The following is a 14,053-nucleotide window of genomic DNA, read 5'->3' on the forward strand; positions in this document are numbered from 1 at the left end:
TACCCGTGCCCACCTGCGCCGAACCCTGACCGGGTCCCGCCCACGACGACCCACGCCCGGGCACGGGCCACGGGCCACGGGCCACGGCTCGGCTCCGGCCCCCGGGCCGATCTATCCGCGGGAGCACGCATGACCGTATGCGCTCGGGCATGACCAGCGATGACCCGATGAGCACACACCGGCGCCGCAGGGGCCTCGGTCGCACCGGCGGTAACGGCCCTGGCCGCTCACCCGGGCGGCACCGCCCGTCACCCCCGCGCGGCCGCCGGTTCGGCCGGGTTGCGCAGGTCCTCCGCCGCGTCCGCGACCCGGCGGATCAGGTCGAGGAACACGGTCTGTTCCCCGGCGGACAGCGGCGCGAGGAAGACCTGGTTCATCCGGGCGGTGCGTACGGTGAGCCGGCGGTGGGTGCGCAGGCCCTCGTCGGTGAGGCGGAGCAGGAAGCGCCGGCCGTCCTGCGGGTCGCGGACCTTGTGCAGCAGCCCCCGGCGCCCCAGCCGGCTGATCACCTCGGCGATCGTCGACCGGTCCAGCCCCACCCGCTCCCCCACCGTCCGCTGGTCGAGGCCCGGTTCGGCGACGAGCGCGTTCATGACGGCGAACTGCGGTGAGGTGATCTCCTCCGAGACCATCGTGTTCCACAGCAGGTAGTGCGCCTGCTGCAGCCGCCGGGCCAGGTGCCCGGGGTGGGTGGAAAGGTCCACCGCGGCCATGTGCACTCCCCTGGTCGATTCGTTGGTGCACTGACGATACCCGGCACAAGGCTCAGCTGTCTTCCATCCGGAGCACACGTAGGCCGGGGCCTTGACGGCTTCCGGCTGCGGTGGCAGCGTGAGGGACACCTCGTGAAAGTACTCAGTGCCCTGACTAACTGCGAAGAGATGGGGCTTCACGGATGGACAAGGTGGTCGCCACGGCCCTGGAGGCGGTGGCCGATGTGCCCGACGGCGCGTCCCTCGCGGTCGGCGGGTTCGGGCTGAGCGGTGTGCCGAACGTGCTGATCCAGGCCCTGTACGAGCGCGGGACCGGCGCGCTGAGCGTGGTGTCGAACAACTGCGGGGCGATGGAGTCCGGGCTCGCGGTGCTGCTGGCCGCGGGGCGGATCGCCCGGGTGACCGGCTCGTACATCGGCGCCAACAAGGAGTTCGCCCGCCAGTACCTGGCCGGTGAGCTGGAGGTCGAGCTGATCCCGCAGGGCACGCTGGCCGAGCGGCTGCGGGCGGGCGGCGCCGGCATCCCCGCCTTCTACACCCCGGCCGGGGTGGGCACCCAGGTCGCCGAGGGCGGGCTGCCCTGGCGCTACGACGGCGAGGGCGGTGTCGCGCTGGCCTCGCCGCCGAAGGAGGTGCGGGAGTTCGACGGCGCCGCGTATGTCCTGGAGCGGGCCATCCGTACCGACTTCGCGCTGGTCAGGGCCGCGAAGGGCGACCGGCACGGGAACCTCGTGTTCAACCGGTCGGCCCGGAACTTCAACCCCCTCGCCGCCATGGCCGGAAAGGTCACCGTCGCCGAGGTGGAGGAGCTGGTCGAGCCCGGCGCGATCGACCCGGACGCCGTCCACCTGCCGGGCGTCTTCGTGCAGCGGGTGGTGGCGCTGACCCCGAAGCAGGCGGCGGACAAGCGGATCGAGCAGCGGACGGTGAGCAGCTGATGGCCTGGACACGCGAGCAGATCGCCGCCCGCGCGGCACGCGAGCTGCGCGACGGTCAGTACGTCAACCTCGGCATCGGCCTGCCGACGCTGATCCCGAACCACCTCCCGCCGGGCGTCGAGGTCGTTCTGGAGTCGGAGAACGGCATCCTGGGCACGGGCCCGTACCCGGCCGAGGAGCGGGTCGACCCGGATCTGATCAACGCGGGCAAGGAGACGGTCACCGTTCTGCCGGGCGCCTCCTTCTTCGACTCGGCGCTGTCGTTCGCGATGATCCGCGGCGGGCACATCGACGTGGCCGTGCTCGGCGCGATGCAGGTCTCGGCCGGCGGTGACCTGGCCAACTGGGCCGTGCCGGGCAGGCTGGTGACCGGCATCGGCGGCGCGATGGACCTCGTGCACGGAGCCCGTCGGGTGATCGTGGTGATGACCCACACCGCGAAGGACGGCTCCCCGAAGATCCTCAAGGAATGCACGCTCCCGCTCACGGGCAAGGCCTGTGTGAACCGAGTCATCACCGATCTCGCCGTACTGGACGTCACCGAGCAGGGCCTGATCCTGGTGGAGACCGCGCCCGGCGTGACCGTCGACGACGGCGCCGCGCGGACCGATGCGGAACTGGTCATCACGGAGAACCCGCTGTGAACGCCGCCGCCACGGTGTACCTCGTGGACGCGGTCCGCACCCCGGTCGGCCGCTACGACGGCGCCCTCGCCGGCGTACGCCCGGACGACCTCGCCGCCCACGCGATCCGCCGGCTCCTCGCCCGGACACCTGATCTCAACCCCCAGGGCGGTGCCATCGCGCTCGGCCACCCGCTGGGCGCCTCCGGTGCCCGCCTGGCCGGCACGATCGCCCACCAGCTCGCCCGCCGTGGCTCGGGCACCGGCGTGGCCACCCTCTGCATCGGCGTGGGCCAGGGCCTCGCCCTCGTTCTCGAACGCTGAGGAATCGTCGTCGTACGCCAAGGAAGCATCAGGTACCCCATGGCTCTCACCCAGCAGGACATCGACCAGGAGATCGCCGCCGAGCACGCCGCGTACGAGAAGCGTGTCGCCGACGGCGCCCCTGTCGAGCACCATCCACGCCGCGACTACGCGCCCTACCGCTCCTCCGTCCTCCGCCACCCCCGGCAGCCCCTGGTCGCCATCGACACCGCCCAGGACCCCGAACTGGTGGAGCTGTACTCCCCCGCCTTCGGGGAGCGCGACATCACCGAGATCGACAACGACCTCACCCGGCACCACCGGGGCGAGCCGGTCGGCGAGCGGATCACCGTCTCCGGGCGGCTGCTGGACCGCGCCGGGCGCCCGGTGCGCGGCCAGCTGATCGAGATCTGGCAGGCCAACTCCGCCGGACGCTATGCCCATCAGCGTGAACAGCACGACGCCCCGCTCGACCCGAACTTCACCGGCGTCGGCCGCACCCTCACCGACGCCGAGGGCCGCTACCTCTTCACCACCATCCAGCCGGGACCGTATCCGTGGCGCAACCACGTGGGTGCATGGCGGCCCGCCCACATCCACTTCTCGGTGTTCGGCGCGGCGTTCACCCAGCGGCTGGTGACACAGATGTACTTCCCGAACGACCCGCTCTTCCCGTACGACCCGATCCTGCAGTCGGTGACGGACGACGCGGCCCGGCAGCGGCTGGTGGCGACCTACGACCACAGCCTTTCCGTGCCGGAGTTCTCGCTCGGCTACCACTGGGACATCGTGCTGGACGGCCCGGCCGCCACCTGGACCGAGGAAGGACGCCGACCCGCATGACGAAGACCGACACGAATAGCCCGGCGCAGGTGCCACCCACCCCGTCCCACACGGTCGGCCCCTTCTACGGCTACGCCCTGCCCTTCCGCGGCGGCGAGGAGATCGCCCCGCTCGGCCACCCGGACACGGTCACCGTGCACGGGTACGTCCTCGACGGCGAGGGCAGGCCGCTGCCGGACGCCCTCATCGAGGTGTGGGGTCCGCGCCCCGACGGCACGGTCCCGCAGGTCGACGGCTCCATCCGACGGGATCCGGCCACGGGCGGCCACCTGGGCCGCAACGGCGTGGAGTTCACCGGCTGGGGCCGCAGCCAGACCGACGCGGGCGGCCACTGGTACGCCCGTACCCTGCGCCCCGGCGCCCGGGGGCGGAGCGCCCCGTACATGAGCGTCTGTGTCTTCGCGCGGGGCCTGCTCATGCACCTGTTCACCAGGATCTACCTGCCGGACGACGAGGCCGCGCTGGCCGCCGACCCGTTGCTCACCCGGCTGGGCGACCGGCGCGACACGCTGATCGCCGCCGAGGAGACCCCGGGCACCTACCGTTTCGACATCCGCCTTCAGGGCGAAGGCGAGACGGTCTTCCTGGAGTTCCGGTGACTCCCCCACCCGTCGGGCGGGACGTGCCCCCGGACGACAGCGACAGCTGCGCCGGCCTGCTCGCCCCCGGATGGGCCGGCTCCCCGGCGGCCCACGCGACGGGCGATCGCGCGTACCTGCGGGCCCTGCTCGACGCCGAGGCCGCCCTGACCCGCGCCCAGGCCGCACTGGGCCTCGCCCCGGCCGAGGCCGGCGAGGCGGTGACCGAGGCCGCCGAGCCGGCCCGCTTCGACGTCCGCTCCCTCGCCGCACGCGCCCGCGGCGGCGGCAACCCGGTCATCCCGCTCGTCGCCGACCTCACCGCGGCGGTGGGCGAACCGTACGGCCCGTACGTGCACCGGGGCGCGACCAGCCAGGACATGCTGGACACCGCGACCATGCTGGTCGCCGCACGGGCCCTCGCGCCGGTCCTCGCCGACCTCGCCCGCACCGAGCGCGCCCTCGCGGAGCTGGCCGCCTCCCACCGCGACACACCGATGCCGGGCCGCACGCTCACCCAGCACGCGGTGCCGACGACGTTCGGCCTGAAGGCGGCCGGCTGGCGCTCGCTGGTCCTGGACGCCAGGGACCGCGTCGTACGGGTACGCGGGGCACTGCCCGTCCAACTCGGCGGCGCGGCCGGCACCCTGGCCGCCTTCCAGGCGTACGGCGCCCAGGACCCGACCGCGCTGACGGCGGCGTACGCCCGCGAAGTGGGCCTGGCCGCACCGTCGTTGCCCTGGCACACCCTGCGCACCCCCGTCGCCGACCTGGCCGGCTGTCTGGCCTTCACCGCGGGCGCCCTGGGCAAGATCGGCGAGGACGTGCTGACGCTGTCGCGCACCGAGACCGGCGAGCTGGCCGAGGGGAGCGGCGGCGCCTCGTCCGCCATGCCGCACAAGGCCAACCCGGTGCGCTCGACGCTGCTCGTCGCCGCGTCCCGGCGCGCCCCGCAGCTCGCGGCCACCCTGTACGGCTCCCTCGCCGCAGGCGACGAACGGCCCGCCGGGGCCTGGCACGCCGAGTGGGAACCGCTGCGTGACCTGCTCCGGCTGACCGGCGGCGCGGCCCGGGACGCGGCCGATCTCACCGAGGGCCTGCGCGTGCACGCCGAGACCATGCGCGGGAACCTGGACCTCACCCGCGGGCTGATCGTCTCCGAGCGGCTGTCCGCCGCCCTGACGCCCCGCCTCGGCCGCGCCCGGGCCAGGGAACTGCTCACCGGCCTCGCCCGCCGCGCCCACTCCGAGAACCGTCCGCTCGGCGAACTCCTAGCCGGCGAGCCGGAGTTGAAGGGCATGGACGACCTGGCCGACCTCACCGACCCCGCCCGGTACACCGGTTTCGCCGGCCTCCTCACCGACCGCGCACTGGAGCGACGTTGACCGTGAAACTCCTCCACCACCTGGCCGAAGGCCCGGATTCCGCTCCCCCGCTGCTGCTCGGACCCTCGCTCGGCACCTCGTACGCCCTGTGGGACGCGGTCGCACCCGAACTGTCGGCCGCCCACCGGGTGGTGCGCTGGGACCTGCCGGGGCACGGCGGCTCGGCGCCGGACCTGATCGGGCCGGGCGCGACCGTCGGCGACCTCGCCGCCCTGGTGCTGGCCCTCGCCGACGCGCTCGGCCTGGACCGGTTCGCCTACGCGGGCGTCTCCCTCGGCGGCGCGGTCGGCCTCCACCTGGCCGTCCACCACCCCAACCGGCTGACCTCCCTGGCGGTGCTGTGCTCCTCCGCCCACTTCGGCGACGCCACGGTGTGGCGGGAGCGGGCGGAGCGAGTGCGCCGTGAGGGGATGGAGTGGCTGGTGGAGAGCGCCGACGCGCGCTGGTTCACCGCCGGGTTCACCGTGCCGAGGCTGGTCCGGGACCACCGCGAGGCCGATCCGGAGGCGTACGCCGCCTGCTGCGACGCGCTCGCCGCGTTCGACCTGCGCGACCGGCTCGGCGAGATCACCGTACCGACGCTCCTCGTGGCGGGCCGGCAGGACCCCGCGACACCGCCCGGGCATCTGCGGGAGATCGCCGACGCCGTACCCGGCTCGGCGCTGGTGGAGTTGCCCGACGCCTCCCATCTGGCGCCCGCGCAGTGCCCGCGGGCCGTGCTGACCGCGCTGCGCACCCGGCTCGACGGACCGCCGGCGAGCGGGATGGCGGTGCGCCGGCAGGTGCTGGGCGATGCGCACGTGGACCGGGCGCAGAGCCGGCAGACCCCGTTCACCGCCCGCTTCCAGGACTTCATCTCCCGCTACGCCTGGGGAGAGATCTGGACCGATCCGACGCTCTCGCGCCGCGAGCGCAGCATGATCACACTGACCGCGCTGGTCGCCCACGGTCACCAGGAGGAGCTGGCGATGCACGTCCGGGCGGCGCTGCGGGGCGGGCTGACGCCGGACGAGATCGGCGCGGTGCTGCTGCAGACCGCCGTGTACTGCGGGGTGCCGGCCGCCAACTCCGCGTTCGCGACGGCCCAGCGGGTGCTCGCGGAAGAGGAGGAGGCGCGGGGCCGGGGCCGAGGGTGACCCTGCTGGTCGTAGCTCCAGCAGCACCCCCTTCGCGGCGCCGGACCGTGCCTAGGGTGGGAGCATGTCCACCATTCTGATCACCGGCGCCACCTCCGGACTGGGCCGGTACGTCGCGTTCGAGCTGGTCCGCTCCGGCCATGTGGTCCTCGCCCACGGCCGTGACCGGCAGCGCACCGAGCGGCTGGTCGCGGAGCTGCGCACCGAGGGCGAGGCCGAGGGGTTCGTCGCCGACCTGGCCCGCCTCGCCGAGGTGCGCGCGCTGGGCGCCCGGGTCGCCGAGGCCCGTCCCGGCCTTGACGTGCTGATCAACAACGCGGGGGTGGGCGGCGGCGCGCCCGGTTCCGGGCGGGAGCTGAGCGCCGACGGCCACGAGCTGCGGCTCGCCGTGAACTACCTCGCGCCCGTCGCCCTCACCCGGTCCCTGCTGCCGGTCCTGCGCAACAACGCGCCGGCCCGGATCGTGAACGTCGGCTCGGCCGGTCAGGAACCGCTCGACTTCACCGACCCGGAACTGACCCGCGGCTACAGCGGGATGTCGGCGTACTGCCGCAGCAAGTTCGCCCTCGCCGCGTACACGTTCACGCTCGCCGAGGAGCTGGCGGACAGCGGGGTGTCGGTGAACGTCCTGCACCCCGCCACCTTCATGGACACGGCGATGGTCCGCGAGAGCGCCATCGCCCCGTGGAACTCGGTCGCCGACGGCGCACCGGGTGTGCTGGCGCAGGCCACGGAAGAGGTGGGCAGCGGGGGTTACTTCGACGGGACGCGGCCGGCGCGGGCGCACGAGGCGGCGTACGACCCGGAGGTACGCAAGCGTCTGACGGCGGTCACGGAGCAGCTGCTCACGATGTGAGGCCTACCGTACGGCGACGACTGTATGCAGTATCCGGTCGCCCGCCTACCGCAGACCGCGCCCCGTCTCCAGGACCTCTCTCGCCTGGGCGACGAGTCCGTCCGCGCCGCAGGCCCGGGCGAGGTCCAGACCCCGGCCCAGTTCCGCGACGGAGCGGGCGGCGATGCCGTACTCGACGCGGGCCGCCGCGTGTTCGTACTGGCAGGGTGAGGCTTCCAGGTAGGTGACGGCCTGGGCGGCGAGCTGCACCGCGCGGCTGCCCGTCTCCTGGGCGGCGGCGCACCGCAGGGCCTCGCCGATGGCGGTGTCCGTGCCGAAGCGTTCGGCCTGCCGGCGGGCGTCGGAGGCGAGCTGGGCGGCGCGCGCCGGGTCCTTGCCGGCGAGGGCCTTGGCGAGGTCGATGGACCAGGGCGACAGGACGGGGTTGTGGCCGCCGCGCGAGGCCGCCGTCTTCTCGGCGGCCTCCAGTTCGTGGATGCCCTCCTCGGTGCGGCCGACGGCGAGCAGCAGCCGCCCGCGCACGCAGCGGATGTCGGGCAGCACGATCGTGGAGGGGTAGGGCGGCGCGAAGCCGTACTGCTCGGCGATCGACCAGGCCTCCTCCAAGCGGCCGCGGGCGAGCAGGGTGTCGACCAGTCCGCAGGTCGCCGACCAGTACAGCGGCAGCCGGCGTCCGACGCGTTCGGCGAGGACGAGGGCCTCGCGCAGGGTGGACTCGGCGTCGCGCAGCCGGCCCTGTCTGCGGTAGGCGAGTCCGAGGAAGGCATTGGCGAGGGAGAGGTGGCCGCCGCGCCAGCCGGCGCCGGTGTAGACGCGCAGGGCCTCGGCGAAGAGGCTCTCGGCGCGGTCGAGCCGGTCGGCGTAGGCGTACGCGCTGCCGAGCATCATCAGCAGCTCCATACCCCACTCGGGGTCGGTCCAGCCGAGGCCGGGGGCGAGGCGGCCGTTGACGAGGGCGCGGTCGCACAGTTCGAGGACCTCGTCGGCGCTCTCGCCGTGGGTCATGGCGTCGAAGCCGCGCAGGATGAGCAGGGCGCGTTCGGCGTTGTCGCGGCCGGTGCAGGTGCTCGCGAGGTCGGCCAGGCTCCGGGAGCGGGCCGGGGAGACGGTCTCGCCGTGGATGCCCTCCCACATGAACTGCACGGCCTGCAGCCGCAGTTTGACGGTGCCGGGTTCGTGCCGTGCGGCCTCTGCCTCGACCGTGCGGACGGCCGCCTCCAGCTGGTCGTTGTGGAGCAGCGCCTGGGAGAGCCGGACCACCGCGTCGACCCGCCGTTCGTCGTCGAGGCCGGGCAGGCCGAGGGCGTGCTGGAGGTGTTCGATGGTGACGGCGGGTGCGGTGAGCAGGGTGGCGCAGCCCAGTTCGTACAGGACGTGGGCGTGGACGTCGGGGAGCGGCGGCTCCTGCAGGGCGCGTTCGAGGCAGGTGCGGGCCGCGTCGGGGGCGCCGACGGCGAGGTGTTCGCGGGCGGCCTCGCGCAGCTGCTCGACGAGTTCCTCGTCACCGTCCGGGTGCACCTTCAGCAGGTGCCGGGCGGCCTGGGAGGCGCCGCGTCCCAGCTCGGTGATGATCTGGGCGGCGACACCGTGCATGGCGGTGCACACGCCGGACGGGATGGAGTTGTAGACGGCGGTGGCGATGAGCGGGTGGACGAACTCCAGCTCGCCCTCCTCGCGTTCGGTGCCGGCGCCCGGCGTCCCCACGGGCTCGGGCTCGGTGAGGATGCGGGCGGTGCAGAGCAGGTCGGCGCAGTGCCGGGCGACGGCCTCGTCCATGGTGGCGAGGCGGGCGACCATGTCGACGGTGATGCCGGTGCCGAGGATGGCGGCCGCCCAGGCGAACTGGGTGGCCTCCAGGCCGAGCCCCTTGAGCCGGTCGACCAGTCCGCCGCCGCGTGCGGCGCGGTTGAGGGCGCGCAGTTCACCGGCCCGGCCCTCGACCGGCTGGAGTTCGCTGTCCTGCACCTTGGCGAGGAGTTCGACGGTCTCGTAGGGGTTGCCGGCGGTGACGGCCCAGACCTCGCGGCAGAACGCGTCGTCGGCGTGCCGGCCGAGGGTGGCGCGGGTGAGTCCGGCGGCGGCGTCCGGGGTGAGCGCCCGGAGATTGGTGACGGGGCGGCCCGCGGCGGCGGCCACCGCGTCGAGGTAGCGGGCGCTGTCGCCGCTGACCTCGCCGGGCCGGCGGCCGACCACGACGAGGACGGACAGGTCGTCCAGGCGTTCGGCGAACGCGGCGAGCCAGCGCAGGGTCTCCTGGTCGGCCCAGTGCGCGTCGTCGATCAGCAGCACGAGCGGCCACTCGCGGCGGGCGAGCCGGCGCACCGCGGCCACGAGTCCGTCGCACACGTACTGCGGGTCGGCGCTGCCTTCCTGCGGGTCGACTATCCCAAGGGCCGGCCCGGCGATGTCGTACCAGTCGCCGAGGTACTCGCGGGCCTCCTCCGGAAGCAGGGACAGCAGCGCGGGCTGGAGCAGCTGCCGTACGACGTTGAACGGGACGGACTTCAGGGTCTCCGCGCCCCGCGCGGACCACACGGCGCAGCCGCGGCGTTCGGCGATGCGGCGTGTCTCGGCCAGCAGTGCGGTCTTGCCGAGTCCCGCCTCGCCGCGGAAGACCAGCAGACTGCCCGCGGACGACTGGTCGGCGCACAGGAGGTCGAGTGCCTGTGCGACGGTGGCGATCTCCCCGTCCCGCTCCCACAGCGGGGCCGAGGCGGCCGCCGGCGGCCGTCCCTCCGTCATTCCGTTACCTCCCCAGGTCGCCCGAATGACGTACAGACCACGAGCCTAGCCGTCCGGTGGGATGTGTGGTGGCCGGTCGGGGCAGCTGTTGCCCCGGTGGGTGAACACGGGTGCGGCCACTCGACGCGCACCCGGCCCGAGCAGCCGGTCAGCAGCGGACGGAGCGTCAACCATGGCTGGCACGAGACCTGTTTCCGGCGCCCGCGCGCCCGCGCGCCGGCTCGTGGTGCGCGCGGTGGCGGCGGGATCGGTGGGCAATCTCGTCGAGTGGTACGAGTTCGGGGTCTACGGCTTTCTGGCCACGGTGCTGGCCGAGCGGTTCTTCGCCCCGGCGGGCGGCGGCACGGCCGAGGCGCTGGTGCGCACGTACGCGTCGTTCGCGCTGGCCTTCTTCTTCCGGCCGCTCGGCGCTGTGCTGTTCGGCCGGCTGGGTGACCGGTGGGGGCGCCGGCCGGTGCTGATCGCGGTGGTGGCGCTGATGTCGGGTACGACGACGCTGATCGGGGTGCTGCCGACGTACGCCACCGCGGGCGCGCTCGCGCCCTGGCTGCTGACGTTTCTGAGAGTGGTCCAAGGTCTCTGCGCGGGTGGCGAGTTCGGTGGCGCGGTGGCGGTGCTGACGGAGTTCGCGCCGCCGGGGCGGCGGGGTCTGTACGGGGCGTGGCAGTCGTTCACGGTGGCGCTGGGGCTGCTCTGCGGGGCGGGCGTGGCGGCGCTTACGGCGAGCCTGCTCACCGGGGCCCAACTGACCGCGTGGGGCTGGCGGTTGCCCTTCCTGCTGGCACTGCCGCTCGGTGGGGTGGCGCTGTGGCTGCGGGCCGGGCTGGCGGAGACGCCGCTCTTCCTCGCCCACGCGGAGGAGGCTCTCGCGCACAGGCAGGAGGCCGGCGCACGGACCGGGCGGCTCGGGTTCGGGGCGCTGTTGCTCGCGGCCGCGCGGGTGACCGGCTGGGCGGCGGCCGGCTACACCTTCCTGGTGGTGCTGCCCTCCTACCTCCAGGTCTCGCTGCACACGGACGTCCGGCAGGCGCTGCTCTCCGCGGCGCTGGCCAACGCCGGTTTCGCGGCGGCGATCCTGCCGGCGGGACTGCTCAGCGACCGGATCGGCCGGCGGCCGGTGCTGCTTACGGGGGCCGTGCTGGTGACGGTGACGGCGCTTCCCCTGCTCGACTTCCTGCAGGATCCGGCTGCTTCGGCCACCGGGAAGGGATGGGCGCTCGCCGCCGCGGGTGCGGTCGTGGGCCTGATGGCGGGGCCGGGTCCCGCGCTGCTGGCCGAGACGTTCCCGACCGGGGTGCGCTGGACGGGTCTCGGCCTCGCCCACGCCCTGGCGAACGCGGTGTTCTCCGGCTGCGCGGGCCTGATCATCACGGAGGCGGTGCGGCGCACCGGCAACCCGGACGTGCCCGCGTACTACGCGGCGACGGCGTGCGCGGTCAGTGCCGTCGCCCTGCTGAAACGGACGGGTAGGGAAGGGAGTTGACCGGTGCTGGTGATCGGGCTGATGTCGGGGACGTCGTACGACGCGGTCGACGCTGCGGCGGCCGGGCTCCGGCTCGACGGCGACACGCTGCTGCTGCGCCCCCTGGGGATGGTGAGCACCCCGTACGACGCCGCTCTGCGCGCGGCGCTCACCGGAGCACTCCCGCCGGCCGCAGTCCAGCTCGCCGAGGTGTGCCGGCTGGACACCGGCATCGGGCGGGCGTTCGCGGCGGCGGCCGTCCGGGCGGACCGGGAACTGTGCGCCGGGCGCGCGGAGTTGGTGGCCTCGCACGGGCAGACCGTCTACCACTGGGCGGAGGGCGGCCGGGTGCACGGCACGCTCCAGCTCGGGCAGCCCGCATGGATCGCGGAGGCGACCGGGCTGCCGGTGGTCGCCGACTTCCGGGCCAGGGACGTCGCGGCCGGCGGGCAGGGCGCGCCGCTGGTCAGCCTGGTCGACCTGCTGTGGCTGCGCGGCAGGCCGGGCCGGGCGGTGGCCCTGAACATCGGGGGCATCGCCAATCTGACCGCGCCGGACGGGACGGCGTTCGACACCGGTCCGGGCTGTGCGCTGCTGGACGCGGCGGTCCGGGAGTTCAGCGGCGGGCGCGCGGCGTACGACGCGGACGGCGCGCTGGCCGGGCGCGGGCGGCCTCAGCGGCGGCTGCTGGACCGGCTGCTCGCGGAGCCGTACTACGCGCTGCCGCCGCCGAAGACGACCGGCAAGGAGCTGTTCCACGCCGGGTATCTGCGCTCCGCCGGGGTCTTCGACGGCATGCGCCCCGAGGACGCGCTGGCCACCCTCGCGCTGCTGACGGCCCGGACGGTCGCGGACGGGGTGCGGTCCGTCGGCGCCACCGAGGTGATCGCGTCCGGCGGCGGCATCCGCAACCCCGTGCTGACGCGTCTGCTCCGGCAGCAGCTCGCGCCCGTCCCGCTGCGCGCGTCGGACGAGCTGGGGCTGCCCGGCGCCGCGAAGGAGGCCTACGCCTTCGCGGTGCTCGGCTTCCTGACCGCCCACGGCCTGCCCGGTACCGATCCGCGCAGCACCGGGGCCCGCCGGGCGAGTGTGCTGGGGGCGCTGACTCCGGGCAGGGACGGGTTCCGGCCGGTCCCGGCCGTGGTGCGCGGACCGGTGCGGCTGGTGGTGGAGGGCGGAAGGAAAGAGGGGACCGAACATCCGTCGTGACCGACCGGCCGGGGATCCCTCTCATCGCACTTTCACGGTCGCCTCATACGGTGGGGGCATGACGCAGGTGACTCCCCCCGGGTGGTACCCCGACCCCGGGCAGACGAACGACGGTCCGCCCACCGAGCGCTGGTGGGACGGCAAGGCCTGGACGGACCAGACCCGCCCCGCCGGGACGGCCGCCACATGGGGTCCCCCGCCGCAGCCGCCGACGGCCGGCCAACCGCAGCCCGCCGCGCCCTCGGCTCCCCCCGTCCACGGCGCGCAGCCCGGGTATCCGGCCTACCCGGCGTATCCGGCCCACCCCGCCCCCGGCCCGGCCGGGTCCCGGCGCGGCCTGCGTACGGCCGTGGCGGTCACGGCGGCGACCGCGGTGCTCGCGTGCATCGGAGTCGGTGTGTACCTCCTCGCAGGCGACCACGGCAGCGGCGACGCCGACCGCGCCGGGTCCCGGCAGGGTGCCACGGGCGGGCAGGACGGCGGCCAGGGCGGCGGGTTCGGCGGACCCGGCAACTCGGGCGGTTCCGGGGGGTCGGGCGGCTTCGGGGGTCCTGGCGGCTCCGGCGGCGCCTCGCCGTCGCCGGGCCAGTCCCAGCCTCCCAAGGTCAAGGGCGGCGGCACGGTGCCGGACCCGGTCAACGGGATCAGCCTGACGGTGCCCCGGGGCTGGACCGGGCAGACGATCAGCGTCGGCGCGCAGGTGACCTCCGACGACTCCTACAAGTGCCCGGGCGACTCCTCCCAGACCTGCACCTCGGGCGGCGCCTACACGGCTCCGGCCCAGGCCCTGCGCATCAAGGGCGACACGGCGCAGAAGGTGGCCGAGGCGGACATCGCGGCCAACGCCAAGGAGTCCTACGGCGGGACCGTCTACGGCAGGATCACCTCGCACCAGGTGCTCGCCTCCGGCGCGGTGACCGTGGCCCGCCAGAAGGGCTACATGGTGCGCTGGAAGGCGGTCACCAGCAAGGGCGCCGACGGCTACGTGGAGTCGGTCGCCTTCCCCTCGCCCGACGACGCCCAGCAGCTCGTGGTGGTGCGCTTCGGCATCGACGTGGGGCAGAACACGTCGGTCATCGACCAGATCCTCAAGGGGATCAAGGTGTCGTCCGGCGGCGGGAACGGCCAGGACGTCTGATCCCGTCCGCGCGGGAGAGTGCGGCCGGGGGGGGGTTCTTCTTCCCCCCCAGAGCCACCACCCCCCAGGGGGGGGGGTGGGGTCCCCCCCCCCCCCCCCCCTCCGGACCCACCAACCCCTCCTCCTCC

At 74.4% G+C, this 14,053-nt stretch carries 12 protein-coding genes and 1 pseudogene; 11 read left to right on the forward strand and 2 right to left on the reverse strand.

The features are described 5' to 3' along the window. Positions 1 to 248 precede the first annotated feature (248 nt). On the reverse strand, positions 249 to 713 hold the full coding sequence (locus ACZ7HQ_RS38135) for a MarR family winged helix-turn-helix transcriptional regulator (protein WP_471000021.1): 465 nt from the start codon (positions 711 to 713) through the stop codon (positions 249 to 251). A gap of 182 nt (positions 714 to 895) precedes the next feature. Here ACZ7HQ_RS38135 and ACZ7HQ_RS38140 point away from each other — a divergent pair, with 182 nt between their 5' ends. From ACZ7HQ_RS38140 to ACZ7HQ_RS38175, 8 genes and pseudogenes are all read left to right on the forward strand, one after another. Further along, positions 896 to 1,651 carry a CoA transferase subunit A gene (locus ACZ7HQ_RS38140; protein ID WP_471000023.1) on the forward strand — a complete coding sequence of 252 codons (756 nt, stop codon included), beginning with the start codon at positions 896 to 898 and terminating at the stop codon, positions 1,649 to 1,651. Beyond that, the gene (locus tag ACZ7HQ_RS38145; RefSeq protein WP_471000025.1) at positions 1,651 to 2,295 is read left to right on the forward strand and encodes a CoA transferase subunit B; all 645 of its coding nucleotides are present in this window, start codon (positions 1,651 to 1,653) and stop codon (positions 2,293 to 2,295) included. The genes ACZ7HQ_RS38140 and ACZ7HQ_RS38145 overlap by 1 nt, the downstream gene beginning before the upstream one ends. Before the next feature lie 23 nt (positions 2,296 to 2,318). Next, positions 2,319 to 2,597 (forward strand): annotated as a pseudogene (locus ACZ7HQ_RS38150) (hypothetical protein); the annotation flags it as partial. 39 nt (positions 2,598 to 2,636) lie between these two features. Continuing rightward, positions 2,637 to 3,419 (forward strand): protocatechuate 3,4-dioxygenase subunit beta, encoded by a 783-nt coding sequence (gene pcaH / locus ACZ7HQ_RS38155; protein ID WP_471000026.1) that lies wholly within the window; start codon positions 2,637 to 2,639, stop codon positions 3,417 to 3,419. Further along, positions 3,416 to 4,018 carry a protocatechuate 3,4-dioxygenase subunit alpha gene (gene pcaG / locus ACZ7HQ_RS38160; protein ID WP_471000027.1) on the forward strand — a complete coding sequence of 201 codons (603 nt, stop codon included), beginning with the start codon at positions 3,416 to 3,418 and terminating at the stop codon, positions 4,016 to 4,018. The genes pcaH and pcaG overlap by 4 nt, the downstream gene beginning before the upstream one ends. Further along, positions 4,015 to 5,382 carry a 3-carboxy-cis,cis-muconate cycloisomerase gene (pcaB, locus tag ACZ7HQ_RS38165; protein WP_471000029.1) on the forward strand — a complete coding sequence of 456 codons (1,368 nt, stop codon included), beginning with the start codon at positions 4,015 to 4,017 and terminating at the stop codon, positions 5,380 to 5,382. Before pcaG ends, pcaB begins: the two co-directional genes overlap by 4 nt. Beyond that, on the forward strand, positions 5,379 to 6,518 hold the full coding sequence (pcaDC, locus tag ACZ7HQ_RS38170; protein ID WP_471000031.1) for a bifunctional 3-oxoadipate enol-lactonase/4-carboxymuconolactone decarboxylase PcaDC: 1,140 nt from the start codon (positions 5,379 to 5,381) through the stop codon (positions 6,516 to 6,518). The genes pcaB and pcaDC overlap by 4 nt, the downstream gene beginning before the upstream one ends. A 64-nt stretch (positions 6,519 to 6,582) precedes the next feature. Beyond that, complete coding sequence (locus tag ACZ7HQ_RS38175) at positions 6,583 to 7,374, forward strand: SDR family NAD(P)-dependent oxidoreductase (RefSeq protein WP_471000033.1); 792 nt, start codon at positions 6,583 to 6,585, stop codon at positions 7,372 to 7,374. A gap of 45 nt (positions 7,375 to 7,419) precedes the next feature. On the opposite strand, the gene ACZ7HQ_RS38180 is transcribed toward ACZ7HQ_RS38175, so the two are convergent. Further along, positions 7,420 to 10,116 carry an ATP-binding protein gene (locus ACZ7HQ_RS38180; protein ID WP_471000035.1) on the reverse strand — a complete coding sequence of 899 codons (2,697 nt, stop codon included), beginning with the start codon at positions 10,114 to 10,116 and terminating at the stop codon, positions 7,420 to 7,422. A 172-nt stretch (positions 10,117 to 10,288) separates the two neighbouring features. Here ACZ7HQ_RS38180 and ACZ7HQ_RS38185 point away from each other — a divergent pair, with 172 nt between their 5' ends. The 3 genes from ACZ7HQ_RS38185 to ACZ7HQ_RS38195 are packed head-to-tail and all read left to right on the forward strand — an operon-like array spanning position 10,289 to position 13,925. Continuing rightward, a complete protein-coding gene (locus tag ACZ7HQ_RS38185; RefSeq protein ID WP_471000037.1) occupies positions 10,289 to 11,599 on the forward strand; it encodes an MFS transporter in 1,311 nt (436 codons plus the stop codon). Positions 11,600 to 11,602: 3 nt separating this feature from the next. Beyond that, a complete protein-coding gene (locus ACZ7HQ_RS38190) occupies positions 11,603 to 12,787 on the forward strand; it encodes an anhydro-N-acetylmuramic acid kinase (RefSeq protein ID WP_471000039.1) in 1,185 nt (394 codons plus the stop codon). A 58-nt stretch (positions 12,788 to 12,845) separates the two neighbouring features. Further along, entirely contained in the window at positions 12,846 to 13,925 is a 1,080-nt protein-coding gene (locus tag ACZ7HQ_RS38195; RefSeq protein WP_471000041.1) for a DUF2510 domain-containing protein, read from the forward strand. Positions 13,926 to 14,053: the final 128 nt, after the last annotated feature.

It is taken from the genome of Streptomyces sp. NPDC037290 (assembly GCF_055603245.1).

What these genes read in the sequence shown, in the direction of transcription:
- ACZ7HQ_RS38135 (WP_471000021.1), bottom strand. Translation starts at nt 713, where the DNA reads ATGGCCGCGGTGGACCTTTCCACCCACCCCGGGCACCTGGCCCGGCGG.
- ACZ7HQ_RS38140 (WP_471000023.1), top strand. Translation starts at nt 896, where the DNA reads ATGGACAAGGTGGTCGCCACGGCCCTGGAGGCGGTGGCCGATGTGCCC.
- ACZ7HQ_RS38145 (WP_471000025.1), top strand. Translation starts at nt 1,651, where the DNA reads ATGGCCTGGACACGCGAGCAGATCGCCGCCCGCGCGGCACGCGAGCTG.
- pcaH (WP_471000026.1), top strand. Translation starts at nt 2,637, where the DNA reads ATGGCTCTCACCCAGCAGGACATCGACCAGGAGATCGCCGCCGAGCAC.
- pcaG (WP_471000027.1), top strand. Translation starts at nt 3,416, where the DNA reads ATGACGAAGACCGACACGAATAGCCCGGCGCAGGTGCCACCCACCCCG.
- ACZ7HQ_RS38175 (WP_471000033.1), top strand. Translation starts at nt 6,583, where the DNA reads ATGTCCACCATTCTGATCACCGGCGCCACCTCCGGACTGGGCCGGTAC.
- ACZ7HQ_RS38180 (WP_471000035.1), bottom strand. Translation starts at nt 10,116, where the DNA reads ATGACGGAGGGACGGCCGCCGGCGGCCGCCTCGGCCCCGCTGTGGGAG.
- ACZ7HQ_RS38185 (WP_471000037.1), top strand. Translation starts at nt 10,289, where the DNA reads ATGGCTGGCACGAGACCTGTTTCCGGCGCCCGCGCGCCCGCGCGCCGG.
- ACZ7HQ_RS38195 (WP_471000041.1), top strand. Translation starts at nt 12,846, where the DNA reads ATGACGCAGGTGACTCCCCCCGGGTGGTACCCCGACCCCGGGCAGACG.